Here is a 24,608-nt window from a genome sequence, read left to right as displayed (position 1 = left end):
AAGGCCAGAGCCGCCGCCCGAAAATCAGCACAGCCACCAGCAGCGACCAGCCCCAGTGGGATCTCGCCGGACTTTCGTGCGGAGGCGCCCATGCAGGGCAACATGGCCGGATGACAACTTCCTGGCCGATCCGTCACTTCTCGCAGTCCAACCCGAGGGGCCCTGAGCAAGGGGACGTGCCCGCCCTGCTGAGACGTGTCGCCGACTCCATAGAAGAGCTCGGGCCGATCGAGGTGCAGGACCTCATCCTCCACAACGAGATCAACGAAGACGGCCCATGGCCGAGCCTGACCGTCTATTTCCATCCGCCTTCGCCCCAGAGTCCAGATGACTAGCCCGAGCGACCTCGGCCCAGTAGCACGACTCGTTCAGGCCCTTCCCTGAGTGCCCACGCTGAGGCTTTCCCTGGCAGCCCGCCAATGGGAGGCTGTACAGCGATCAGGGCTGAGTGCGGCGAATCGGCGGCAGGAGCGGGCGGAGATGGACGAAGTCGATTACGTCCTCACACGAGGGTCGCAGCCGATCGCCCTCCTCCGGGAGATCGAGCGGGACCAACCCGTGGTCCGGTGCCGCTTCCATCCCTTGCCGGCGTTCGACGCCGTCCGGCCGGTAATCGAGGCTCAACGGAACGACCCCACGTGGGCGGCGTTCTTCCGCGTTCGCCTGCTGCGCCTTCGCTTGCGCTCGACCGACGGTTCTCCGACCATCAGGCGACTACGGCTGGCGCTCGACGAGGATGAAGCGGCTTTCAGGTTCGCGGTCGGCCCGATCTACCGATGGAAATTCCGCCGATGGGCAAGAAGTCAGTCCCAGTACGACTGACCACCCGCCAGAACAAAATTCGCCCTCGCCCTGTTTCGCGCACGTTCTAGATCTCGCAAGTCAGCTGTAGACGTACTTGCCGTACTCCTCGGGGCCCACGGTGAAGTTGCCAGGCCTGGTCTCCCGCAGATGGCTGCACCGTTCGTCGAATACCTCGATCGCCTCGGAAATACAGTAGCCGAACGTCTCTCGCAAGACCCTCAGGGCCGGGATAATTCGATGATTGACGATGTGCTCATCAATCTCAGGCCAGCGGTCGGTCATGCGCGGATTCTTCCACATAAGGCGAGCATGGTGCCGATTTGCCGATCGAGACCGGGTGACCGCATCTATCAGTAGTCCTCCTCAGATCACGACCTCGCGCATGCTGCCGACCTTTGGTTGGTGTGGACGAGGGTGAAGCGGCTCTCAGAATCGCGGTCGGCCCAATCTGTCGACGGAGGTTGCATATTCTTATCGCATGCAAGCCGAGTGGGCATGTGGCTACGTCATAGCCCGGTCCAGGCCGATCGAATTGATCTACTCTCCTCCGAAATCAGGGTGACTGCTTGAGGCCCTGCCGGAGGCTTGTTGTGCAGCGGTCTACCAGCTACCTGCTACTGGGATCGGCGTATCAGCCATGTCACCGCCGGCACACCGACGAGCATCGTCAGAACTGACTCATAGGGTGGTTCGAAGAGAGCGATACCGATAATGGCTGTGGTGATGAGGACGAGAAGCACCTTGATCGCCAGAAGTGGCCGCGTTCCCACCCGCCGTAGAACACCGGTAAAGGTTTCGCCGTTGGCTTCGCGCTGCTTCTGCATCCGATTCGAATGCTCTTCGCGGTTCATAGGTGCCACGGTGACACGAGTTGATCTCCCAGTGAATGTTGCGGTTCTAACGATTTTGGTATCAACGCGTTGCCCAGTGACCGATGGCAGCCGAGGAACGGCGGGCACTGGGACACGAACGCCCAGCCCTTGGCGACTCGGGCCGTTGCCGCGCCCCGAGTGCGCTGTTGGCGCGGAGGCCGTGCGACTTCCGGCATGCCGGGGTCTCGTGGCGGCTGAACGCCGAGGTGCCGGCGGTCAACGTGGCCGAGTGGGGGACATGGGCCCCGGTTCCGTACCGGGGCCCTTTTCTTTGGGGTGACCTGCGCTGAGGGGCTCGGAAGCCATTCCGCGTATATTCCGGGAACGGCGACAAACGGTGGCCTCCCCTGGCGCATGGCTGCCTACATGCGAAACCCCGGTGACCGGCGTAGTGCCTGGTCAACCGGGGTTCTGGCTGATCATCTTGGGTGCCCCCTGCAGGATTCGAACCTGCACATACGGCTCCGGAGGCCATACCAACTCCGTAGAGCGCGAGGCGCTGAGCTGGGGCGACGCCTGGAGTTCGGCCTAGAACCGCCGCCCTCTCGCGTCTCTCTCGTCGGGGGTGATCTAGTCCCTGTCCGAGGTTCAGCCACGTCGGTCCTGAGTCTTCGCATCGACTGCTGCTGCGCGCGGGACGCGCGAGGAGCTAGTTGGTTTACGGCCAGGTTCGGCAGCCAGATGTGTACTAGACCGGTAACGGTCTGTTGTCAGAGTGATGTTGCTTGTGCACAATTGAGCGGTACGAGGGCATACACCAAGGGGGCAAGATGGGGCAGCCGCAGGGGCTTCTGTGGAAGAGTGAGCCGCGTACTCTGCTCAAGCACCAGGTGTACCGAGGCTATCTGGGCTGTTGGATGGGGAAGCTCTGCCAGCGTTTCAACTACGCAGCGATCGTCGATGCGTTTGCTGGTCCTGGTGAGTACTTGGACGGCCCGGATGGGTCGTCTATCGTCATCGCCAAGACGTTCCTTGAGCATTCTCGACGGGATCGCTTTAACACACTGCGCCTGGTGTGCTCCGAGAAGCGGCAAGATCGACGCGATCACCTGGCTGGATTGCTTGCTGCGCTGCCGAAGACGCCGAAACTTGTCTCTAACGTTCTGCCGCCTGGGACCGCTCTCGACAGGCTTGATGAACTGAACTTCGCTGCGCATGGGAATGATTCGGGGATTCCTGCGCTCTGGATTCTTGACCCGTTCGACATCAACAGTCTGCCTCTGGATCTGGTAAGACGCTGTCTCGCGCAAACACGAGACGAAGTGCTGATTACATGGTTCGCGGATGAGATCTACCGCTTCTGTGGTGACCCTAACAAACATGAGGCTCTGAATCGGCACTTTGGTGGCGCCAACTGGAAGGAGGCGCTGAAAGTCGAAGGAGAGTCAGCGAGAAAAGCAAAACTCCAGCGTATATATCGCGATAGTCTTGAGTCTCTCGGGTCTGTCTACACTGAAGCCTTCTCTATATCGAGCAAGAATGAGGCTGCCCGATACTCTATTGTCTTCGCCACCCACAACCCTGCTGGACTTCAGTGTTTTAATCAGGTCAAGTGGCGTATGGACAACTACAAAGGCGAAGTGGTCAACGAGTTTCGTGGTACGGAACAGTTGGACATCTTTGGCGGTGAAGAGCCGCTCGTTGACAGGCTGCGTGAATGGCTGGAGTCCCTGAAAGGGCAGAAGAAGAGTCTCCATGAGTTGACCGAGCAGACTTTTCGCCTTGGTTTCAAGAAGACGCATCTTCGTAATGTTCTTACGGCCATGGCTGGGGACGGGATGGCTGTGCGAGAGAGTCCACTAGAGTCAAGGTCGCCGTGGCCGGATGAATCGATCGTGAGGTTTTACGGCTCCTCAGACTGAGTTGTACTCAATACCTTCCTTTGGGGCTGATCGTCCCAGGTGCGGCCGTCCAGTGTTCGTCCGCCGGCCTTCGGTGTGCGTCCTCCCCACTGTTTGAAGAAGAACGGAACGCTCGCCTCTGTGCACTTATCTCGAATCCCGCGTACCCAGTCGGCGTCAACCGGTCGATGTTGAGGCCCACTCTCACCACCTGCGATCACCCAATGAATGTCCTGCAAGTTCAGCTCGTCGAGTGGTCCAAGAAGCGGCTCGCACGATAGGAAGCGGACTTGTGCTGGAGTTTTGCGTAGGTCATCGACCCTGTGCAACTGGCTCGAATCCTCAACTGAGACACCCATCCAGACATTATGAGGCCAGGTGAGATCATCGGCTATCGATGCGAGGCGCCGAGCTCGCTTCGTGAGAATCTGGTATGTGTGCTGAGGAGTCTCGGCCATGACCTCAAATACCCGCCCAATAAAAGACCGAGGCACACGTGCATGAAAGAGGTCGGACATGGAATTAACGAATACGACGCGCGGGCTCCGCCACTTGAGAGGCAACTCTAGAGCATCGGGGTGTGTCGTTAGTCCGAATCCAGGACCCGAAGTTCGTGGATCTCCGTCGTTCTGGTATTTTACCTTTCCCATTGCCTTCAGTCTTGCAGACATAGTCAAGGCGTAGCAGTTATCGCATCCAGAAGAAATCTTGTCGCATCCAGTTGTGGGATTCCATGTGGCCTCTGTCCATTCGATCCTGCTTCTGTCGGCCATCATGGTCTCCGGATTCGTCGTGGTGTGCGCGTAGTCGATAGTATAGTTGCAATGATTCGAAAATACTACCCTTTGTAGTAGATGGATTCGGTCGATGTTGCATAAATCGGGCATCGCTTGGGTGGACGTCGGCACCCACGGTCGATGATGTCAGCGTTCCTCGATCGGCGTCAGAGGACGCGGAGGATCGTGATCGAGCTGAGGCTTCGACTAGCGGCCAATGTGAACTTCACCCATCGGCTGCCAAGCCCATTGACGCTCCGGTCCCCACTGGACAACGAGTGTCATGGTGTCGATAGTCACGGTGCAGTGTCCAATGGTTAGGCCGATGGCGTCGATCAACGGCTTGGCTGGCTGATTAGCAGTGCTGTAGCACAGCGTCATATGGGGAACCCAATCACCAGGGCCGCTAGTTGTGACACCTTCCTGGCCGGTGACTTGCTGTGTGGCCGATCTTGCTGCGAGCAGTACTGGAGCCAGATCCTCTGTGGGCTCTATGCCCAGCATGACTGCCTCAGGGTGGTATAGCACCCGTCCTAGCGTGACCTCGATAGGTGGTGTGTCTGCGAGTGAGGTAGAGGTCAGCTCAAGCATTCTCTGCATCTGCTCTTTTTGTAATGCTGTCAGTACTGCCGACCGGGACGGTGCCGCGGCGAAGACGCGCGACTCCATCACCGACAGTCTCGCAACGGCGATGCTGGCGATGGTTGAGGACGGTGCCGACTGCCCGCCGTACAGGGAGCTTCGTACGTCGTTCCTGTGGGCCGTCCTGCCGGTCAACAAGGATGCCGAGCCGCCAAGGGAGCTGTCTGCCGGGCTCCGGTGGCTCCGGTCGCGCTCCCGGCCGCTCAGCGCGCTTGCCGTACCGGAGATCACGCGCCGGGTGGTGCGGCGGCTCGCGCTGACGTTGGACGACAAGCCCGCGGCAAGCGACACCTATAACCGGCACCGGCGCGGGCTCAACACGGCGGTCGAGTACGCCGTAGAGCTGGGGGAGCTGCCCCAGAACCCGCTCAAGGGCGTCAAGGACAAGCGCATAGCCAAGCAAGAGGAGGTAGACCCGCGCGTAGTTGTCACGCACGGGCAGGCTCGGGAGCTGCTGGCCGCTCTGTCCTACGTTGGTTCGTACCATCGCGCCCGTGGCCGCCGCCTGGTGGCGTTCTTCGCCACGCTGTACTACGCCGGACTCCGCCTGGCTGAGGCCATCGCGCTACGGGAAATCGACTGCCACCTACCGGACGAGGGATGGGGACGGCTCACGCTGGTCAAGACGCTGCCGGTCACGTCCAAGAAGTGGACCGACCACGGGGAACGACACGATCCGCGCGGCCTCAAGCAGCGAGCCGCGTACAGCGCGAGGATCGTGCCCATCCCGCCGAGCCTTGTGGCCATCCTCATGGGGCATCTCAAGGAGTTCGGGGCCGCCGATGACGGCCGTCTGTTCCGCAACGAGCGCGGCGGCATCCTGGGCGCCTCTACCTACTCCCGAGCATGGGAGGAAGCCCGCCAACTCGCGCTCACACCCGCCCAGGCGCAATCTCCGCTAGCCGGACGCCCGTACGACCTGCGGCACGCGGCCCTGAGCACATGGCTCAACGCGGGAGTCTCGCCGGCCGACGTGGCGAAGCGCGCGGGCAACTCGGTAGAGGTGCTACTCAAGCGCTACGCCGGCTGCCTGGACGGTCAGGAGGACAACATCAACCGGCGTATCGAACGGACACTAGAGGAGGGCGACGGAGGCAAGTAAGCGCCCCTGGCAGGCTTCTTTCGCGAGCGATGTCGACGAATTGAATCGGGCGGGCACCTTGTTTAGTGCTCGCCCGATATTTCGGCTGGTCCGCGGTTCGGTCCGGCCAGTCTCGATGGATCGACTTGCAGAGTCGCACCCACACCTTGCAACTTAGTCTTTCCAATCGCTACCGGGAGCGAACCGCCTTCCTGAGTAACGCGGCGGATACTGCTAGATCGTAGCCGCCCCTGTCGTGGATCATTTTAGAGGCACGCTCTGTGGCAACTGGCAGGCCGTTCGCTACATATGAATCTATGGCATCGGAAGTCCGAGTGTCGACCCAGTCGAGCGTCACGATCTTCCGCAGCACCTTGACTGTGATCGAGTGAGGACTAGCGTATTTGCGTACACTGATATCACACGGACCTAGTAGGGGAAGGGGATTCTCTCGGATCCGGATCACTCCATATCCGGCCTCTTCGAGGACGTAGACCTTGTGTCTATCTGCTTCATCGCGCGTGCTATGCCACCAGGAACCATCGAACTCCACAACAATCCCGGATTGGGTCTGGTCGCGGTCAGCAAATAGCATGTCCACCGCACCGATTGCACGCGCGACACCTGTTGGCTTAATGCTATGTTGGGCAATGAAATTACAGCGACTCAAGACGTATTCTAGTTCAGCAAATATTCTAATTTCGAGGGCGGACGTGCTTCCCATCTGGCACTTTTCGCACCCACTTCCGATGCGCGTACGAGTGTCGGGTGCAGCTTGCCACACGTGTCCCCTAGAGCATCTCCACCAAGCGGGCAGTCCGCTTCCAGGGCCGACATCGAACGAGGTCAAGGCATTCAGTGTTGGGTGCCACTCGACGGCGAGGTCGGGCGCCAGATCCGCAAGAGCGTGACCTGCCTCCGGCTTTCGCAGCTTCTGGCGAGTCTTAGTCTTTCCGCAAGGCCAACATCCCGTGCCGTTGATCCGACTGCTTATTGCTGCATGCCACTCATGTCCGCACGCGGCACAGAGCCACCAAACTTTCTGGGCTCCCCCGTTCAGGACTCGATCAGGAGTCAGTGGGTGATTTTTATTGGGATGCCATTCGGATGCCAGCAAAGGTGACGCGGCGAGGAGGCTGTTGCTTGCATGTAAACGGCGATTTGCGCAGTACGGGCAGTTTCGTGTACGACGATTCGCGGGCGTAGCATCCCATCGATGATCAGGGTTGTTAGAACAGATCCAGCTAATCATCTTCATTGAGCCGGTGGTGACAGTACTGGGGGTGAGGGTGCCATTGTTATCCCAATCCCATTCGGCCGCTAGGTCGGGACGTAGAGTAGCGAGGTCATTGCCTTGCCCTACCCTTAATCCACGACAATATGGGCACCCCCTGCCTCTGTGGCGCTCATTGACTCCGGCATCGTATCTGTGTCCTGTGGGGCAGATCCAGTGACGCCGGAGATTGGATTGGGCTGCAACTTCCGAGGGATCTACTTCATTTAGATCGTAATCCCACTCGGCCAGGAGATCGGGGCGTTTTTCGGCGAGGGACTGTCCGGGGCGTGGAATGCGACGCTTGAGTCCCACTTTCGTCGGTGCGCAGAGTTTGCAGTCGTGTCCCCTGACTCGAGCGTTGATTATTGCTGCACCGACATGGCCGCAGGGGAATCGCCAATATGCCTTTTTGTCGCTGCCCTGTCGTAGGCGACGTGGGTCAAGCCCTAGTGGTTCGTTTAGCTCCCAAAGCCATTGGCTCATCAGTTCATGATGATCAATCAACCTCGGCTTGGGCATCTGTCCCTCGGAGCGTCCCGGGAGGCCTTTGCGTAGGCCAGCGTCTGAGCAGCGTGCCTGAGGGGTACGACATTCTGCCGGCCGCCCTGAGGACGTCGTATAACTCGTCGGCCGTCACGTGGCTGTCGCCGAAGGTTGCAGCGCCACAGAAGAGGGATGACGGGGACCAACGAGCCATCACGGGGGTCTCTCTCGTGGGTCTCTCGCGGACACTGCTAAACAACGAGAGCGGGCGGGACTCAGTTGGACTGAGGTCCCGCCCGCTCTCGTGGTGTCTGTGCTGGTCAGCTTGGTGTTTTGCTGATCAGTTGGTGGTGCCCCCTGCAGGATTCGAACCTGCGCACACGGCTCCGGAGGCCGTTGCTCTATCCCCTGAGCTAAGGGGGCGTGCGCCCTGCGGCGCGAGAAGAAGGTTACCAGGGTTGGGGAGTCCGCGCGCACCTGGACGGTTCGCCGTGCGTTGCTGTGTGGAGTCGACTAACTTCGAGGCCGTGACCGAGCCACTGGGACGCGTGCTGGTCGTCGATGACGATGAGGTGATCAGGCAGCTCATCGCGGTGAACCTGCAGCTCGAGGGGTTCGAGGTGTCGACCGCGGTGGATGGTCAGGACTGCCTGGAGCGGGTGCGGGAGGTACGGCCCGATGTGATCACGCTGGACGTGATGATGCCGCGGCTGGACGGGTGGGTGACCGCGATGCGGTTGCGGGAGGACGAGGACACCCGGCACGTGAAGGTCGTCATGATCACGGCGCGGGCGCAGGAGCACGATGTCAGGAGGGGGCATGAGATCGGTGTCGACGCGTACGTGACCAAGCCGTTCGATCCGAACCAGCTGATCCAGACCGTGCGGAAGCTGGCGGCCGCGTCCACATAGTGGTCGGATAGTCTCGCCAGGGTGACTCCAGCCGAGGTGGGCGACGCTCTCGCGGGCGCGGTTCGGGACGCCGGGAAAGGCGTGCCCGACGTGGCGCTTCGGTGTCTGGGGCCGGGGGTGTACGGGAGTCCGGTGGCGCTCCGGGCCGGGGTGGACGCCGGCGTGCTGGGGCGCATGGTCGAGAGGGTTCCGGGGATCTCGCGGGTTGAGACCGAGCGGGGGTTCCTGAAGGTCTTCGTGGCGGAGCCCTGGGAGCTCGTCGAGGACGTGCTGGCCGAGGGGGAGCGGTACGGGGCCGCGGAGGTCGCGGCCGCGGGCTGGGCGGATCGGCCGCGGACGTTCGACAATCCGGGGTTCCGGGTGCGGTTCGCTCATGCGCGGATGGCCGCGGTGGGGCGGCGGGCCCGGGATCTGGGCGTACGGGGCGGGCCGCCGGCGGGGCTGGAATGCCGGGAAGAGCTGGCACTGTTGGGTCTGTTGGGTGAATTGCCGGGGTGGGCGCGGAGCGGGGTGCTGACCGGGTTCCTGGAGCGCCTCGCCGATGGAGTTCACGACTTCTATGAGCGGTGCCCCGCATTGCCCAAGGGTCAGGAGAAACCCGGGGCGGTGCATGCGGCGCGCGTCACATTGGCGGCGGCCGCGCGCATCGCCTTGAGCAACGGCCTGACAATGATCGGTGAATCCCCTAGAGAGCGACTATGAGCCGAGTACACCCCGCAGGGCAGCGTCACGCGGACGTGCTGCCCGAAGACCACCCGATGCCTCCGGCCGAGGACCTGAACGCGCTTGACCCGCTGATCTGGCCCACCGGCGCCAAGCGGGACGGCGGGGTCGTGAGCATCGGCGGCGTGGACGTCCGGGAGCTGGCGGAGAAGTACGGGACGCCGCTGTACGTCTACGACGAGGAGGACGTGCGGGCGCGGGCCCGGGAGTACGCGGCCGCGTTCCATGACGGCGACGTCCACTACGCGGGCAAGGCCTTCCTGTGTACGGCGGTGGCGCGCTGGGTGAAGGAGGAGGGCCTCGGGCTGGACGTGTGCAGCGGGGGCGAGCTGGCCGTCGCGCTGGCGGCGGACTTCCCGCCCGAGCGCATCACGATGCACGGCAGCAACAAGTCGGTCGCGGAGCTGGAGCGCGGGCTGGACGCGGGCGTCGGGCGGATCGTGCTGGACTCGTTCGAGGAGATCGCGCGGCTCGGTTACCTGGCGCAGGAGAAGGGCGTCCGGGCCAAGGTGATGATCCGCGTCACCACGGGTGTCGAGGCGCATACGCACGAGTTCATCGCGACCGCCCACGACGACCAGAAGTTCGGTTTCTCGCGCGGTTCCGGGGCGGCATTGGAGGCCGTCCGGCGGGTGCTGGAGTTGAAGCAGCTGGAACTGGTCGGTCTGCATTCGCATATCGGGTCCCAGATTTTCGAGACCGACGGGTTCGAGGTCGCGGCGCACCGGCTGGCGGAGCTTCTCGTCGCCATTCGCGAGGAGCACGGCGTCGAGCTTCCGGAGCTGGACCTGGGCGGCGGCTACGGCATCGCCTATGTCGCGGGCGACGAGCCGCACGACCCGAAGGGGCTGGCGGACGGGCTGCGGACGATCGTGGCCAGGGAGTGCCGGGCGTACGGGCTGCGGATGCCGAAGCTGACGGTGGAGCCGGGACGGGCGATCGTGGGCCCGGGCGGCGTGACGGTCTACGAGGTCGGCACGGTCAAGAACGTCGAGGGGCTGCGGACGTACGTCTCGGTCGACGGCGGCATGAGCGACAACCTGCGCACGTCCCTGTACGGCGCGGAATACACGAGCGTGCTGGCGAGCAGGGCGTCGGACGCGCGTCCCATGCTCAGCAGGCTTGTCGGAAAGCACTGCGAAAGCGGAGATATCGTCGTGCGTGACCTGTGGTTGCCCGAAGATCTTGCGGCGGGCGACCTGGTGGCGGTGGCGGCGACCGGTGCGTACTGTCGATCGATGGCCAGTAACTACAACCACGTGCCCAAGCCCGCCGTGGTCGCGGTCCGGGACGGCGTCGCGCGGGTCATCGTGCGCCGGGAGACCGACGAGGATCTGTTGCGGCTCGATGCGGAGGTCGAAGCGTGAAACCCGGGGTCGGTCCCGAACGGGGCCCGCTGCGCGTGGCGCTGCTGGGATGCGGTGTCGTCGGCTCGGAGGTCGTCCGGCTGCTGCGCGAGCAGTCGGCCGATCTGGCCGCGCGGGTGGGAGCCCCGCTGGAGCTGGCCGGGATCGCCGTACGGCGGCTCGACCGGGCCCGTGCGGGCATCGACCCGGCCCTGTTCACGACGGACGCGCAGTCCCTGGTGACCCGGGACGACGTGGACCTCGTCGTGGAGGTGATCGGCGGGATCGAGCCGGCCAGGACGCTGATGCTGGAGGCGATGAAGGCCGGCAAGTCGGTCATCACCGCCAACAAGGCGCTGCTGGCCGAGGACGGCGGGACGCTGTTCGCGGCGGCCCGCGAGTACGGCGCCGACCTCTACTACGAGGCGTCGGTGGCCGGGGCGATCCCGCTGCTGCGCCCGCTGCGCGAGTCGCTGGTCGGCGACCACGTGCACCGGGTGCTGGGCATCGTGAACGGCACCACGAACTACATCCTCGACCAGATGGACACCAACGGCGCCGGGTTCAACGAGGCGCTGGAGGAGGCGCAGTCCCTCGGGTACGCGGAGGCCGACCCGACCGCGGACGTCGAGGGGTTCGACGCGGCGGCGAAGGCGGCGATCCTGGCGCAGCTGGCGTTCCACACGCCGGTGACGGCGGCGGACGTGCACCGCGAGGGGATCACCGAGGTGACCGCGGCGGACGTCGCGGGCGCCAAGGAGATGGACTCGGTGGTGAAGCTGCTGGCCATCTGTGAGCGGGTGCCCGCGGAGGACGGCCGCAACGGCGGCCGCGGCGTCTCGGTGCGGGTGTACCCGGCGATGATCCCGCGGTCGCATCCGCTGGCGAGCGTGCGCGAGGCGTACAACGCGGTGTTCGTGGAGGCGGAGTCGGCGGGCTCGCTGATGTTCTACGGGGCGGGCGCGGGCGGCGCCCCGACGGCGTCGGCGATCCTCGGCGACCTGGTGGCGGTGGCCCGCAACCTGGTCGGCGGCAGCCGCGGCCCGGTCGAGGTGACGTACGCCGAGCTGCCCGTCCTCCCCATGGGCGAGACCGTGACGCGCTACTACGTGCAGCTGGACGTGGCCGACCGGTCCGGCGTGCTCGCGACCGTCGCGGAGGAGTTCGCCAGGCACGAGGTGTCGATCAAGGCGGTGCGCCAGGAGGGCATGGGCGAGGACGCCCAGCTGGTCGTGGTGACGCACCGGGCGCCGGACGCGGCGCTGTCGGCGACCGTGGAGCGGCTGCGGGAGCTCGACATCGTGCGCGAGGTGGCGAGCGTGATGCGGGTCGAGGGCGAGCAGTAGCCCGTACGGGCCTAGAATTCGCGCAACACAGCAGGTCATACGAGGAGACGACGTGAACGCGACCGCCCGCGCCTGGCGCGGCCTCATCCAGGAGTACCGCGACCGCCTTCCGGTGACGGACCGGACGCCGGTCGTCACGCTGCTGGAGGGCGGGACGCCGCTGGTGCCGGCCCGGCGGGTGTCGGAGCTGACCGGCTGCGAGGTGTACTTCAAGGTCGAGGGCGCCAACCCGACGGGTTCGTTCAAGGACCGCGGGATGACGATGGCGATCAGCAAGGCCGCCGAGGACGGCGCCAAGGCCGTGATCTGCGCCTCCACCGGCAACACCTCGGCGTCGGCCGCGGCCTACGCGGTGCGCGCCGGGATGACCTGCGCCGTGCTGGTGCCGCAGGGCAAGATCGCGATGGGCAAGCTGGCGCAGGCGCTGGTGCACGGCGCCCGGCTGCTCCAGGTGGACGGCAACTTCGACGACTGCCTGGAGCTGGCCCGCAAGCTGTCGGTCGACTACCCGGTGGCACTGGTCAACTCCGTCAACAAGTACCGCCTGCAAGGGCAGAAGACCGCCGCGTTCGAGATCGTGGACGCGCTGGGCGACGCCCCGGACGTGCACTGCCTGCCCGTCGGGAACGCGGGCAACATCTCCGCGTACTGGATGGGCTACAAGGAGTACGCCGCCGACAAGGTCGCGTCGAGGAGCCCCCGCATGCTGGGGTTCCAGGCCAGCGGCGCGGCGCCGTTCGTCAAGGGCGAGCCGGTGCTGAAGCCGTCCACGATCGCCACCGCGATCCGGATCGGCAACCCGGCCTCCTGGGACCTGGCGATCAACGCGCGGGACGAGTCGGGCGGCGCGATCGACTCGGTCACCGACCGGCAGATCCTGGCCGCGTACCGGATGCTGGCGGCCGAGGAGGGCGTGTTCGTCGAGCCGGCCTCGGCGGCGAGCGTCGCGGGGCTGCTCCAGGCGGCCGAGCGGGGCGTGGTGGAGCGCGGCTCGACGGTCGTGTGCACGGTGACCGGCAACGGCCTCAAGGACCCCGACTGGGCGATCTCCGGCGCGCCGGCCCCGACGACCGTGAAGGTGGACGCGCACGCGGCCGCGTCGGCGCTGGGCCTCGCGTGACGGCGGCGCACGGCGGCTGGGGCGCGGCGGTCTCCGTACGCACCCCGGCCACCAGCGCCAACCTCGGCCCCGGGTTCGACTCGCTGGGGCTGGCGCTGGAGCTGTACGACGACGTCGAAGTGGAGATCACCGGCGGCGGGCTGGCGATCGAGGCGACGGGCGAGGGCGCCGAGGTCGCCGACCGCGGTGAGCGGCATCTCATCGTCAGGGTGCTGCGGCGCGCGTTCGACGTCCTGGACGGCCTGGCCGAGACCGGTCTCGGCCAGCCGCCGGGGCTGCGGCTGCGCTGCGTCAACCGGATCCCGCACAGCCGCGGGCTGGGCTCGTCCTCGGCCGCGATCGTCGCGGGGATCGTCGCGGCGCGGCACCTGCACCCGGCCGGGCACCTGCTGGACGACGCGGCGGCGCTGCGGCTGGCCACCGAGATCGAGGGCCATCCGGACAACGTGGCGCCGTGCATCTCGGGCGGGCTGACGGTCGCCTGGACGTCGGAGTCCGGCGCTCGCTCGGTACGGCTGGATCCCGCGTTCACCGAGGTCACGGCGTTCGTACCGGATCAGGGGCTGGCCACCGAACGGGCCCGCGGGCTGCTGCCGGAGACCGTCCCGCACGGCGACGCGGCGGCCAACGCGGGCCGCGCGGCGCTGCTCGTCGCGGCCCTCACGCAGGGGCTCGGCGGGGACGTGCTGCTGGACGCGACGGCCGACCGGCTGCACCAGGAGCAGCGCGCGCCCGCGATGCCGGAGTCGGCGGCGCTGGTCGGGCGGCTGCGCGCCGCGGGGCTGCCGGCCGTCATTTCCGGGGCAGGTCCTACTGTCCTGGTCTTCACAAGCGCTTCCGAAGTTGATTCGATGACCGCGGAACTGGGTAATGGGTGGCACATACACCCGCTGAACGTCGCCCCCCGCGGCGCCTGCGTTCAGCACCTCGGTTCCGGCGTCCGGCCCTGAGCTTCGCGCGGGGCCGGGGCGGTGCGACGTACCCACCCAGGTGGAATGATCCAGCTAGGTAAAATGCGAAGACATCGACTCTGGGGAATAGCAGTGCGCCCTGGTGATGTTAGGCTGAATGCCGCACCAGATGCCCCGTTCGGGGCCGTGTGCTCGTCAGCCGCGCGTCACCGTTCCGGCCCTCCGGCCGTGCCGGTCCCGCGTACCAGGCTTCCCGACACCGTGACATCCCGATGTCATGCGTTCCAGCGAACAAGCTTCGGATGTCACGGAACCGGGAGCGGCCGCGAGCGAACCGTCCCGTCCACCATCTGGCTGTACCCAGAAATCGCGGAACACGGCGAAGCCGTGGGCCGCGGAGCCCGACTCGGCGCCCCCGCCGGGCCGCACCACCGGGTTGCCTGGCCGATCGCCGGCCTACGCCCGCTCCCTGGGAAGGACCCTTAGTGAGCGAATCCAGCGAACTCCTTACGGACGCATCCAGCACGGCACCCGCCGCCGATGGCGCCGAGCGTGCCACCCCCCGGCGCCGCCGGTCGGGCACCGGCCTGTCGGCCATGGTGCTGCCCGAGCTCAAGGCGCTCGCGTCCAGCCTCGGCATCACCGGTGTGACCGGGATGCGCAAGAGCCAGCTCATCGCCGCCATCCAGGAGAAGCAGGGTGGCGAGGTAGCGGGCTCGGCGGGGGGCGAGCAGGGAGCCGCTGGCGCGGAGAAGGCCGAGCGGCCGCGCCGTACCCGTTCGACCGCCGCCAAGCGCGACGCGGCCGAGGGCCAGGTGACGATCGCCGACGCCGCTCCGGCCGAGGCGCCCGCCGCCGGCAAGGCCGAGAAGCCCGCCAAGGCGGAGAAGGCCGAGAAGGCCGAGAAGCCGGAGAAGGCCAGGGCCGACAAGGCGGAGAAGCCCGCCGAGGACGGCCGCGCCGACAAGGCGGAGAAGGCCGACAGGGGCGAGCGCGACAAGGGCGAGCGGGGCGGCAGGAACGAGCGCGGCGACCGCGGCGACCGTGGCGACCGCGGCGACCGGCAGGAGCGCGGCGAGCGGAACGAGCGCCAGGGCGGCGGCGGGCGGTCCTCCGACGACGACGGCGAGGGCCACGGCGGCGGCCGGGACGGCGGGCGCGACGGCGGCCGGCAGCGCGGCCGCGGCGGCCGTGACCGGGACCGCGACCGCGACCGCGACCGCAACGACAGCCGCGACCAGGGCGGCCGCGACGGCGGCCGGCAGCGCGGCGGCCAGGGCCAGGGCGGCGGCGGCCAGTCCGACGACGACGACGGCGGCCGCGGCGGCCGGCGCGGGCGCCGGTTCCGCGAGCGCAACCGGGGCCGCGGCGGCCGCGAGCGCTACGAGGAGCCGGTGATCACCGAGGACGACGTCCTGATCCCGGTCGCGGGCATCCTCGACATCCTCGACAACTACGCGTTCGTCCGCACGACCGGCTACCTGCCCGGCCCGAACGACGTGTACGTGTCGCTGGCCCAGGTCCGCAAGAACGGCCTGCGCAAGGGCGACGTCATCACCGGCGCGGTCCGCCAGGCCCGCGAGGGCGAGCGGCGCGAGAAGTTCAACGCGCTGGTGCGGCTCGACACCGTGAACGGGATGGAGCCCGAGCAGTCGAAGAGCCGGGTCGACTTCTCCAAGCTGACCCCGCTGTACCCGCAGGAGCGGCTCCGGCTGGAGTCCGACCCGGGCGTGCTGACCACGCGGATCATCGACCTGGTGTCGCCGATCGGCAAGGGCCAGCGCGGGCTGATCGTGTCGCCGCCGAAGGCCGGCAAGACGATGGTGCTCCAGTCGATCGCCAACGCGATCACCAAGAACAACCCCGAGTGCCACCTGATGGTCGTCCTGGTCGACGAGCGTCCCGAAGAGGTCACCGACATGCAGCGGTCGGTGAAGGGCGAAGTCATCCACTCGACCTTCGACCGGCCGGCCGAGGACCACACCACGGTCGCCGAGCTGGCCATCGAGCGGGCCAAGCGGCTGGTGGAGCTGGGCCACGACGTGGTCGTGCTGCTCGACTCGATCACCCGGCTGGGCCGCGCGTACAACCTGGCGGCCCCGGCGTCCGGGCGCATCCTGTCCGGTGGTGTCGACTCGACCGCGCTGTACCCGCCGAAGCGGTTCTTCGGCGCGGCCCGCAACATCGAGAACGGCGGCTCGCTGACCATCCTCGCCACCGCGCTGGTGGAGACCGGGTCCCGTATGGACGAGGTCATCTTCGAGGAGTTCAAGGGCACCGGCAACATGGAGCTGAAGCTCAACCGGCAGCTCGCCGACAAGCGGATCTTCCCCGCGGTGGACGTGGACGCGTCCGGCACCCGCAAGGAGGAGATCCTCATGGCGCCGGAGGAGCTGCGGGTGGTCTGGCAGCTGCGCCGGGTGCTGCACGCGCTGGACACCCAGCAGGCGCTGGAGCTCCTCATCGAGAAGATGAAGGAGACCAAGTCCAACGCCGAGTTCCTGCTCCAGGTGCAGAAGACGACCGTCTCCGACGACCGCTGAGCGACGGGAACGCGACAACCGCACGAACTCTGAAAGACGGCGCCCCGGGATATCCCTCCCGGGGCGCCGCCCTTTGCGCGGGCGGTCCCGCGCGCCCGTGCCGCGTTCGTGCCACAGCCGCGCCGCGCCCGATGGTGGGGTTAGCCCCACCCCCGCCTCGCTGGTGAGCACCATGGCAGGCGGGGTGCCGCGGCGGCAGGCTGGGAACGTACGCTGGACCGGGCACGGAGGGACGATGTGGGCGAGCTGAGCAGCACCACCGCCGCTGGTGGTCGCGCGATGACGGTCGTGACCGGATCATGGCGCCCGGCGGCGATGGCCAGGTCCTCGGTGACCTGGCGTTCCGCGCTCTACCTGGCCGCGAGCCTCGGGTTCGGGCTGGCCTGGTTCATCGGGCTGGTCGTCGGGCTGGCGCTGTCGACCGCGCTGACGATCTTCTGGATCGGCATCCCGATGCTGGTGCTGATGATGCTCGCCTGGCGGTTCGCCGCCGCGGTCGAGCGGACGATGGCCTGGATGGCGTTCGGGGTGCGGATCCCGAGCCCGTACCGGCCGCTCCCCGAGGGCCGCAACCCGCTGGTCAAGCTGAAGGCGATGGCCACGGACCCGGCCACCTGGAAGGACCTGCTGTACCTCTTCCTGCGCTTCCCGCTGTCGGTGGTCGAGTTCGCGCTGTCGGCGCTCGTGTGGTCGGCGGCCGCGACGTTCCTCTTCCTGCCGGTGCTCGCGACGCACGACGGCGGAGTCGAGGTCAACTTCGGGGTGGTCTCGTTCTGGGCCGGGAACCCGGTGGCGGCGCTGCCCGGCACGGCGTTCGGGGTGCTGCTCGCGGTGATGGCCATGTACGTGACCCGCGCGATGGCGATGGGGCACCTGCTGATCGCGCGGCCGCTGCTCGGGCCCAGCGCGTCCCAGCAGGAGAACCAGCGGCTGCGGCGAAGGACCGCGCACCTCCAGGCCAGCCGGGCCCGCGGAGTGGACGCGGCGGAGTTCGAGCGGCGCCGGATCGAGCGCGACCTGCACGACGGCGCCCAGCAGCGGCTGCTGGCGGTCGCGATGGACATCGGCCGCGCCCGCGCCAAGCTGGACGAGGACCCGGAGGGCGCCCGCGCGCTGATCGAGCAGGCCCACTCGGGCACCAAGGAGGCGATCTCCGAGCTGCGCGACCTGGCCCGCGGCATCTACCCGGCGATCCTCACCGACCGGGGCCTGGACCCGGCGCTGTCCGGGCTGGCCGGGCGCGCGCCCGTACCGGTCGAGGTGGACGTGGACCTGCCGGAGCGGCCGCCCGCCGCGGTCGAGAGCATCGCGTACTTCATCGTCGCCGAGGCGCTGGCCAACATCGCCAAGTACGCCCGCGCCACCCGCGCGACCGTGCGCGTCGCCCGGGAGGACTCCTGGGTGGTCGTCGAGGTGGCCGACAACGGGGTCGGCGGGGCGGTGGCCCGCGCCGAGGGCGGGCTGGCCGGGCTGGCCGACCGCGCCGCGACCATCGACGGGATGCTGATCGTCGACAGCCCGCCCGGCGGCCCCACGGTCATCCGCGCCGACCTGCCCTGCACCTGGTAGCGGTTCGCGATCTTCGGCACCCCGTCTCCCAGCGAGGGCCCCGGCCGCGGCCGGGGCCCCGATAATGGACCCATGCGGGTCGTGATCGCCGAGGATTCGGTGCTGCTGCGGGAAGGGCTGGTCCGGCTGCTCGGCGACGCCGGGATCGAGACGGTGGCGACGGTGGGGGACGGGCCGGGCCTGCTCGGCATCGTCGTCGAGCACCGCCCCGATCTGGCGATCGTGGACGTGCGGATGCCGCCCTCGTTCACCGACGAGGGGCTGCGCGCCGCGCTGGAGGTGCGCGAGCGGCTGCCGGACACGCCGATCCTGGTGCTGTCGCAGTACGTGGAGGAGCGGTACGCCACCGACCTGATCGGCGGCGGCGCCAAGGGCGTGGGCTACCTGCTGAAGGAGCGGGTGGCCGAGGTCGCCGAGTTCATCGACGCGGTACGGCGGATCGCGGCCGGCGGCACGGTGATCGACCCGGAGGTGATCGGCCAGCTGCTGGGCCGGCGCCGCACGGGCGACCCCCTGGAGGCGCTCACGCCGCGCGAGCACGAGGTGCTGGGGCTGATGGCCCAGGGCCGGTCGAACGGGGCCATCGCGCAGGACCTGGTGGTCACCGAGGGGGCGGTGGAGAAGCACATCTCCAACATCTTCATGAAGCTCGACCTCCAGCCCGCGCAGGGCGGCCACCGCAGGGTGATGGCCGTGCTCGCCTACCTGGGCCGTTCCGAGACCTGAGGCCGGTCCGGCCCGCCCGTTCCGCCCCCGCCGCGGGCGCAAGATCGGGAATGCCCGTTGACCTCGGCACGTTCGGGTATCTGGCACACTTGGAGTGCAACCGCTGCGGTACCGGTTCACGCTTCCCCATCTCCCGCGCCTCCCGCGCGCGAGTCGGCAAGTGCCCGGGAAGTGCCCGGCGACCGCCACAAGCGAGGAGAACCCGTGAAGCCTGACATCCACCCGAACTACGTCGTCACCACCGTGACGTGCACCTGCGGCAACACCTTCGAGACCCGCAGCACCGCCGAGAACGGCGTGATGCACGCCGACGTCTGCTCCAACTGCCACCCGTTCTACACGGGCAAGCAGAAGATCCTGGACACCGGCGGCCGGGTCGCGCGCTTCGAGCAGCGCTTCGGCAAGAAGGCCGCCCGCAAGTAGGCGCAGGCCCGTACGGGCAGCACCACCCCCGCCGCCGCTCGGCGGCGGGGCAGGCCCGGGGATCCGCCGCGTTCCCCGGGCCGTCCGATCTCTCCCGCAGGCCGCGAGGCCGGAACGGGCCAGGAAGCACCGTGAATCTCGACGATCTGATCAGCGAGTACGCCGACATCGAGGGGCGGCTCGCCGACCCGGCCGTGCACGCCGACCAGGCCTTGGCGCGCCGGCTGGGCAAGCGCTACGCCGAGCTGCGGCCGATCGTCGAGACGTCCCGCGAGCTGGCCGGCACCACCGACGACCTGGCGGCCGCGCGCGAGCTGGCCGGCGAGGACGAGGGCTTCGCGGCCGAGGCCACCGAGCTGGAGAAGCGCCGCGAGGAGCTGGAGGAGCGGCTCCGCCGCCTGCTGGTCCCGCGCGACCCCAGCGACTCCAAGGACGTCATCCTGGAGATCAAGGCGGGTGAGGGCGGCGAGGAGTCGGCGCTGTTCGCCGGCGACCTGCTGCGGATGTACCTGCGGTACGCCGAGCGCGTCGGCTGGAACACCGAGATCATCGACTCGCACCCGTCCGACCTGGGCGGCTACAAGGACGTGACGGTCGCGGTCAAGGCCAGGGGGAACCAGGAGGAGGGCGTCTGGACCCGCCTCAAGTACGAGGGCGGCGTCCACCGCGTCCAGCGCGTCCCGGTGACCGAGTCGCAGGGCCGCATCCACACCAGCGCCGCCGGCGTCCTGGTCACCCCGGAGGCCGAGGACGTCGACGTCCAGATCGACCCCAACGACCTGCGCATCGACGTCTACCGCTCGTCCGGCCCCGGCGGGCAGAGCGTCAACACCACCGACTCGGCCGTGCGGATCACCCACGAGCCGACCGGCGTGGTCGTCTCCTGCCAGAACGAGAAGAGCCAGCTCCAGAACAAGGAGCAGGCGATGCGCATCCTGCGGTCCCGCCTCCTCGCCATGGCGCAGGAGGAGGCCGACGCCGCCGCGGCCGCCGAGCGCAAGAGCCAGGTCCGCACCGTCGACCGCTCCGAGCGGGTGCGCACCTACAACTACCCGGAGAACCGCATCTCCGACCACCGCGTCGGCTACAAGGCGTACAACCTGGACCACGTCCTGGACGGCGACCTCCACAACGTGACGCAGGCGCTGGTGGACGCCGACATGGAGCGCCGGCTGGCGGAGGCGCAGAAGGCGTCATGAACCTGCTCCTCGACGAGGTGGCGAGGGCCACCGCGCGGCTGGCCGACGCGGGGGCCGCCTCGCCGCGCGCCGACGCCGAGGAGCTGGCCGCGGCGGTGCACGGCGTGAACCGGTCCGAGCTGCACAAGGTGCCCGACTCCGCGTTCGACGCGCTGTTCTGGGAGTACGTGGCGCGCCGCGAGGCCGGCGAGCCCCTCCAGCACATCACCGGCCGGGCGTTCTTCCGCTACCTGGAGCTGAAGGTCGGGCCGGGCGTGTTCGTCCCGCGGCCCGAGACCGAGGTGATGGTCGGCTGGGCGCTGGAGACGCTGCGTGACATGGACGTGCAGGACCCCCTCGTCGTCGACCTCGGCACCGGCTCCGCCGCGATCGCCCTGTCGATCGCCGTGGAGGCCCCGCGGGCCCGCGTCCACGCGGTCGAGAAGGACCCCACCGCGTTCGTGCACGCCACCCGCAACATCGAGGAGCTCGACGAGCGCGGCCGCGTCCGCCTCCACCTGGACGACTTCGGCGCGGCGCTCTCCGAGCTGGACGGCACCGTCGACTTCGTGATCAGCAACCCGCCGTACATCCCGATGAGCGAGTGGGAGTACGTGCCCCGCGACGTCCGCGACCACGACCCGGCCGACGCGCTGTGGGGCGGGGGAGACGACGGACTGGACGCCATCCGCGTCGTGGAGCGCACCGCCCGCCGGCTGCTGCGCCCCGGCGGGTACGTCGCCGTCGAGCACAGCGACCTGCAGGGCAACGGCGTCTACTGGATCTTCGCTGAGGAGAACGGCTGGCGCGACGTCCGCAACCGCCGCGACCTGACCAACCGGGACCGCTTCGTGACCGCCCGGCTGGGCGTCCCCTAGCCGTTCCGGGCCCTGGATATCCTGCACCCGGGCCGACGATCGGGCCGACGATCGGGCCAGCAACCGAGCCAACGACCGAGCACATCCGCACACTTGGGAAGACGGGCGACCGTGAGCCGACGCTATGACTGCTCCGAGCCGATGGAGCGCACCCGGGGAATCGCCGAGGCGGTCTCGGCCGTACGGCGTGGAGAGCTCGTCGTGCTGCCGACCGACACCGTGTACGGCATCGGCGCCGACGCGTTCACGCCGCCCGCCGTGTCCGCGCTCCTGGACGCCAAGGGCCGCGGCCGGGACATGCCACCGCCGGTTCTGGTCGGCTCCGTACGTGCCGCCACGGCCCTCGTGGAGGATCTCGGCACCTACGGGCAGGATCTGATCGACGAGTTCTGGCCCGGGGCTCTAACGCTCGTCTGCCGGGCCAACAGCAACCTCCTGTGGGACCTGGGCGACACCAAGGGGACGGTCGCCGTCCGGATGCCGATGCACGAGCTCGCCGTCGAACTCCTCAAGGAGACCGGCCCGCTCGCCGTCAGCAGCGCCAACCTGAGCGGCCAGCCGGCGGCGCGCACGCTCGCGGAGGCCGAGAAGATGCTCGGCGACTCGGTCTCGGTCTACCTGGACGGCGGCCCGTCCGGGCACGCCGAGCCGTCCACGATCGTCGACCTCACCGGGCCCGTGCCGCGGCTGCTCCGGCTGGGCGCCGTCTCCGAGGAGAAGATCCGCGCCGTCGTCGGCGTCCTGCTGACCGACGAGGACGAGGCGGACGAGCCGGACGAGACGGGCGAGACTGGCGCGGCCCCCGAGGCGCCGGTCGATCTCGAAAAGCCGGAGAAGCCGGTGAAGTCCGAGGAGCCCGAGGCGCCCGAGAAGGCGGAGAAGTCCGAGAAGACGTCGCTGGAGAAGGACGCCTAGGCGGTCTCGTCGAGCGCGTCCAGCAGGGCGCGCATGTCGGTCAGGGCCGCGCGGGCGTGGTCCGCGACCGCCGTCAGCGCCTCCTGCGCGTCGCCCGCCAGCCCTTCGTCGCCCGCCAGCCCCTCGTTGCCCGCCAGACCTTCGTCGGCGGCCTTGACCAGGCGGTGGGTGTGTTCCAGCACGGTGCCGCGCAGGCCGATGGCGACGCGGTGGCGTTCGGCGAGGACGGCCTCGCCGGTGCGGAGGGCCATGCTCTCCAGGGCGCTGTGCTCCCAGCGCCGCCCGCGGCCGGAGATCGTACGGCCCCAGGCCCAGAACGGGAGCAGCACGAGCACGGCGAACAGCGCCCCCATGACCAGGCCGAACGCGATCAGGTCGGGGCGTTCCGGCGGCGGGCCCGGGTCCAGGGTGCCCAGCGCCGCGAACGCGATGCCCCACGGGACGGCGGCGATCAGCGGCGCGGGCCAGGTGACGAGGCCGCGGCGGGCGTACGAGCCGACCGAGGCCACCGCGATCATCGAGGCGGGGGAGCCGAGGAACAGCAGGCCCAGCATCTCTCCGGAACCGGCGCGGCCGGCCAGCACCGCCCACACCGAGTCGATCACGGCGAGTGCGGCGAGCGCGGTGTACGGGGCGCGGCGGCGCCACCACAGCGGCAGCGCCCGGCCGAGGACGGCGAGCATGGCGAGGGCCGCTCCGCCCGCGGACCAGCCGGCGAGGACCGCGTCCGGCGGCGCGAACGCCAGCGCGGCCGGCAGTGCCACGCAGATCCCGATGGCGGCGCCGTCCAGCACCTCGGGCCAGCCGCGCCCGCGGCCCGCGGTGGCGGAGGTGGGGAGGCGGGCGTGGACCGTCCAGCCGCCCTCGTCCGGGCCCGCGGCGAGGGTGCCGCCGAGCGACTCGGCGCGCTCGCGCATCCCGGCGATGCCGCGGCCGCCGCCCAGGGCGGGGGAGGGGATCTCCTCCGGCGGGGCGGTGTTGTGGACGGTGACGTACAGGGCGCCGGGCTCGTACTGGACGGCGACGGTGACGGACGCCCCCTGCGCGTACCTCATCGCGTTCGTGAGCGCCTCTTGGACGATCCGGTACGCGGCGTTCGTGACCTGTGGCCGCAGGCGCCGAGAGCCCTCCACGGACAGCGAGACGGGCACTCCCAGGCGGGCGAGCCCCTGGCAGAGCGGCGGCAGGAGGGTGTCCAGGCCGCCGTCGGCCGATTCGCCGGGGCCGACGACGTCCACCAGGTTGCCCAGCGCCTTGAGGACGTCCCGTCCGGTGTCGGCGGCGGCGGTGAGGGCGCGGCCGGTCAGGTCGGGGTCGTCGATGCGGGACGCGGCGGTGCTGTGGACGACCACGGCGCTGAGGTGGTGGCCGGCCACGTCGTGCAGGTCGCGGGCCAGCCGCTCGCGCTCGGCCGCGGCGGCGTCGCGGCGCTCGCGGTCGGCGGCGGCGAGCCGGCCGGCGATCTCGCGGCGGCGGGCCTTGCGCTGGCGGCGCAGCTGGCCCAGCGCGGTGACGGCGACGTACGCGGCGGCGTCCAGGAACCCGTTGCTGACCAGGACGGCGGGGTCCGTGCGCTGCGGTGCGAACGCCACCGTCATCAGCGCGAACGCGGCGGCGCAGCCGATCATCGCGTCGCGGCGGCCGCGGTGCGCGGCGACCGAGAACAGCGCGACCATGTCGGCGACGCCGCCGACGAGCACGTCGGGATGATCGGCGGCCAGCGTCGCGGCGGTGCCGATGAGCGCGGTGCAGGCCAGCACGGTCAGCGGCGCGGTACGGCGCCAGATCAGCGCGACGCTGCAGCACAGGACGGCCGCCACCGTGATCATCCAGCGCTCGCGGGTGAGCGGCCCGCCCGTCCCCGCGTCGCCCGGCCCCTCGGTGAGCAGCCAGGTCCCGCCGAGCTGGACGGCCGCCAGCACCGCGGGCACGGCGAAGTCGGCGACGCCCGGCCAGCGCCGGATCACCTCGCCGGTTCCTCCCCGTTCCCCCACAGCAAGTGACTTTAAGGGCGATCCGGGGAATCCGCGGATGGTAAACGGTCGGATGCGCCTCTACGGGCGCCCTAACGATGCGACTATGCGTGACGTGCGTGGCCGGCTTCGGGGGCCGGCGGCCATCCTCGGCGTTCCCGTGCTGGTGGCCGCCGGTCTCGGCGTGCCCGCGGCGATGGCGCCGCCAGGTCATCCAGCACGACCGTCCCAACAAGCGTGTCTTCACCGTCACGCCGGCGGGGCTGGAGGA

22 protein-coding genes and 2 tRNA genes are annotated in these 24,608 nt (G+C 68.5%); 16 read left to right on the top strand and 8 right to left on the bottom strand.

Going from position 1 to position 24,608, the window contains the following annotated elements; genetic code table 11:
• The first annotated feature begins 480 nt into the window (after positions 1-480).
• Positions 481-822, top strand: coding sequence for a hypothetical protein (locus AB0881_RS30340; protein WP_366622341.1), 342 nt, complete (start codon positions 481-483; stop codon positions 820-822).
• A 60-nt stretch (positions 823-882) separates the two neighbouring features.
• Here the strand turns inward: AB0881_RS30340 and AB0881_RS30335 are convergent, their stop codons facing one another.
• The 3 genes from AB0881_RS30335 to AB0881_RS30325 form a co-directional block, all read right to left on the bottom strand.
• Positions 883-1,086 carry a hypothetical protein gene (locus AB0881_RS30335; protein ID WP_366622339.1) on the bottom strand — a complete coding sequence of 68 codons (204 nt, stop codon included), beginning with the start codon at positions 1,084-1,086 and terminating at the stop codon, positions 883-885.
• A 332-nt stretch (positions 1,087-1,418) separates the two neighbouring features.
• Positions 1,419-1,655, bottom strand: a complete 237-nt coding sequence (locus AB0881_RS30330; RefSeq protein WP_366622337.1) for a hypothetical protein — start codon at positions 1,653-1,655, stop codon at positions 1,419-1,421.
• 450 nt (positions 1,656-2,105) lie between these two features.
• A tRNA-Arg gene (locus tag AB0881_RS30325) sits at positions 2,106-2,187 on the bottom strand.
• Positions 2,188-2,446: 259 nt separating this feature from the next.
• Here AB0881_RS30325 and tcmP point away from each other — a divergent pair.
• Positions 2,447-3,538, top strand: coding sequence for a three-Cys-motif partner protein TcmP (gene tcmP / locus AB0881_RS30320; RefSeq protein ID WP_366622335.1), 1,092 nt, complete (start codon positions 2,447-2,449; stop codon positions 3,536-3,538).
• Here the strand turns inward: tcmP and AB0881_RS30315 are convergent.
• Together AB0881_RS30315 and AB0881_RS30310 are read right to left on the bottom strand one after the other, a co-directional pair.
• On the bottom strand, positions 3,520-4,290 hold the full coding sequence (locus AB0881_RS30315) for a phage Gp37/Gp68 family protein (RefSeq protein WP_366622407.1): 771 nt from the start codon (positions 4,288-4,290) through the stop codon (positions 3,520-3,522). The two genes, tcmP and AB0881_RS30315, sit on opposite strands and share 19 nt — an antisense overlap.
• Before the next feature lie 210 nt (positions 4,291-4,500).
• Entirely contained in the window at positions 4,501-4,884 is a 384-nt protein-coding gene (locus tag AB0881_RS30310) for a 2'-5' RNA ligase family protein (protein WP_366622405.1), read from the bottom strand.
• On the opposite strand from AB0881_RS30310, the gene AB0881_RS30305 reads away from it, so the two are divergent.
• Positions 4,850-6,037: a site-specific integrase gene (locus AB0881_RS30305; protein WP_366622409.1), complete on the top strand. Its 1,188-nt coding sequence runs from the start codon at positions 4,850-4,852 to the stop codon at positions 6,035-6,037. The genes AB0881_RS30310 and AB0881_RS30305 overlap by 35 nt on opposite strands.
• A 169-nt stretch (positions 6,038-6,206) precedes the next feature.
• Here the strand turns inward: AB0881_RS30305 and AB0881_RS30300 are convergent, their stop codons facing one another.
• Together AB0881_RS30300 and AB0881_RS30295 are read right to left on the bottom strand one after the other, a co-directional pair.
• A complete protein-coding gene (locus AB0881_RS30300; protein WP_366622403.1) occupies positions 6,207-7,775 on the bottom strand; it encodes a zinc-ribbon domain-containing protein in 1,569 nt (522 codons plus the stop codon).
• A gap of 348 nt (positions 7,776-8,123) precedes the next feature.
• Positions 8,124-8,198: transfer RNA gene (locus tag AB0881_RS30295), tRNA-Arg, on the bottom strand.
• A gap of 125 nt (positions 8,199-8,323) precedes the next feature.
• On the opposite strand from AB0881_RS30295, the gene AB0881_RS30290 reads away from it, so the two are divergent.
• The 13 genes from AB0881_RS30290 (at position 8,324) to AB0881_RS30230 (ending at position 22,364) form a co-directional block, all read left to right on the top strand.
• A complete protein-coding gene (locus AB0881_RS30290; RefSeq protein WP_366622401.1) occupies positions 8,324-8,686 on the top strand; it encodes a response regulator in 363 nt (120 codons plus the stop codon).
• 21 nt (positions 8,687-8,707) lie between these two features.
• On the top strand, positions 8,708-9,388 hold the full coding sequence (locus AB0881_RS30285; protein WP_366622333.1) for a DALR anticodon-binding domain-containing protein: 681 nt from the start codon (positions 8,708-8,710) through the stop codon (positions 9,386-9,388).
• The gene (lysA, locus tag AB0881_RS30280; RefSeq protein WP_366622331.1) at positions 9,385-10,776 is read left to right on the top strand and encodes a diaminopimelate decarboxylase; all 1,392 of its coding nucleotides are present in this window, start codon (positions 9,385-9,387) and stop codon (positions 10,774-10,776) included. The genes AB0881_RS30285 and lysA overlap by 4 nt, the downstream gene beginning before the upstream one ends.
• A 35-nt stretch (positions 10,777-10,811) precedes the next feature.
• Positions 10,812-12,101: a homoserine dehydrogenase gene (locus AB0881_RS30275; protein WP_366622399.1), complete on the top strand. Its 1,290-nt coding sequence runs from the start codon at positions 10,812-10,814 to the stop codon at positions 12,099-12,101.
• 52 nt (positions 12,102-12,153) lie between these two features.
• Positions 12,154-13,221, top strand: a complete 1,068-nt coding sequence (gene thrC / locus AB0881_RS30270) for a threonine synthase (protein ID WP_366622329.1) — start codon at positions 12,154-12,156, stop codon at positions 13,219-13,221.
• Complete coding sequence (thrB, locus tag AB0881_RS30265) at positions 13,218-14,171, top strand: homoserine kinase (RefSeq protein ID WP_366622327.1); 954 nt, start codon at positions 13,218-13,220, stop codon at positions 14,169-14,171. The genes thrC and thrB overlap by 4 nt, the downstream gene beginning before the upstream one ends.
• Positions 14,172-14,617: 446 nt before the next feature.
• Positions 14,618-16,675, top strand: a complete 2,058-nt coding sequence (gene rho, locus AB0881_RS30260; RefSeq protein WP_366622326.1) for a transcription termination factor Rho — start codon at positions 14,618-14,620, stop codon at positions 16,673-16,675.
• Positions 16,676-16,912: 237 nt separating this feature from the next.
• On the top strand, positions 16,913-18,244 hold the full coding sequence (locus tag AB0881_RS30255) for a sensor histidine kinase (RefSeq protein WP_366622324.1): 1,332 nt from the start codon (positions 16,913-16,915) through the stop codon (positions 18,242-18,244).
• A gap of 72 nt (positions 18,245-18,316) precedes the next feature.
• A complete protein-coding gene (locus AB0881_RS30250; RefSeq protein ID WP_366622322.1) occupies positions 18,317-18,970 on the top strand; it encodes a response regulator transcription factor in 654 nt (217 codons plus the stop codon).
• Between the two features lie 204 nt (positions 18,971-19,174).
• Entirely contained in the window at positions 19,175-19,393 is a 219-nt protein-coding gene (rpmE, locus tag AB0881_RS30245) for a 50S ribosomal protein L31 (protein ID WP_366622320.1), read from the top strand.
• Positions 19,394-19,524: 131 nt separating this feature from the next.
• Positions 19,525-20,592: a peptide chain release factor 1 gene (gene prfA, locus AB0881_RS30240; protein WP_366622319.1), complete on the top strand. Its 1,068-nt coding sequence runs from the start codon at positions 19,525-19,527 to the stop codon at positions 20,590-20,592.
• Complete coding sequence (gene prmC / locus AB0881_RS30235) at positions 20,589-21,449, top strand: peptide chain release factor N(5)-glutamine methyltransferase (protein WP_366622317.1); 861 nt, start codon at positions 20,589-20,591, stop codon at positions 21,447-21,449. The genes prfA and prmC overlap by 4 nt, the downstream gene beginning before the upstream one ends.
• Before the next feature lie 111 nt (positions 21,450-21,560).
• Complete coding sequence (locus AB0881_RS30230; protein WP_366622316.1) at positions 21,561-22,364, top strand: L-threonylcarbamoyladenylate synthase; 804 nt, start codon at positions 21,561-21,563, stop codon at positions 22,362-22,364.
• Here AB0881_RS30230 and AB0881_RS30225 read toward each other — a convergent pair.
• Positions 22,361-24,358, bottom strand: coding sequence for a histidine kinase (locus AB0881_RS30225; protein WP_366622314.1), 1,998 nt, complete (start codon positions 24,356-24,358; stop codon positions 22,361-22,363). The genes AB0881_RS30230 and AB0881_RS30225 overlap by 4 nt on opposite strands.
• Between the last annotated feature and the right edge of the window lie 250 nt (positions 24,359-24,608).

The organism is Spirillospora sp. NPDC029432, from assembly GCF_040703975.1.
In the GTDB taxonomy this organism is placed as follows: domain Bacteria; phylum Actinomycetota; class Actinomycetes; order Streptosporangiales; family Streptosporangiaceae; genus Spirillospora.
Note: the sequence above shows the minus strand (reverse complement) of the source record. Positions and strands in the feature narration are given on the sequence as shown.

Excerpts from the sequence above, each read along its gene's own strand:
- AB0881_RS30330 (WP_366622337.1), bottom strand. The coding sequence starts at position 1,655 with ATGAACCGCGAAGAGCATTCGAATCGGATGCAGAAGCAGCGCGAAGCC.
- AB0881_RS30335 (WP_366622339.1), bottom strand. The coding sequence starts at position 1,086 with ATGACCGACCGCTGGCCTGAGATTGATGAGCACATCGTCAATCATCGA.
- AB0881_RS30340 (WP_366622341.1), top strand. The coding sequence starts at position 481 with ATGGACGAAGTCGATTACGTCCTCACACGAGGGTCGCAGCCGATCGCC.
- tcmP (WP_366622335.1), top strand. The coding sequence starts at position 2,447 with ATGGGGCAGCCGCAGGGGCTTCTGTGGAAGAGTGAGCCGCGTACTCTG.
- lysA (WP_366622331.1), top strand. The coding sequence starts at position 9,385 with ATGAGCCGAGTACACCCCGCAGGGCAGCGTCACGCGGACGTGCTGCCC.
- AB0881_RS30250 (WP_366622322.1), top strand. The coding sequence starts at position 18,317 with ATGCGGGTCGTGATCGCCGAGGATTCGGTGCTGCTGCGGGAAGGGCTG.
- AB0881_RS30300 (WP_366622403.1), bottom strand. The coding sequence starts at position 7,775 with ATGAGCCAATGGCTTTGGGAGCTAAACGAACCACTAGGGCTTGACCCA.
- AB0881_RS30315 (WP_366622407.1), bottom strand. The coding sequence starts at position 4,290 with ATGGCCGACAGAAGCAGGATCGAATGGACAGAGGCCACATGGAATCCC.
- prmC (WP_366622317.1), top strand. The coding sequence starts at position 20,589 with ATGAACCTGCTCCTCGACGAGGTGGCGAGGGCCACCGCGCGGCTGGCC.
- AB0881_RS30310 (WP_366622405.1), bottom strand. The coding sequence starts at position 4,884 with ATGCTTGAGCTGACCTCTACCTCACTCGCAGACACACCACCTATCGAG.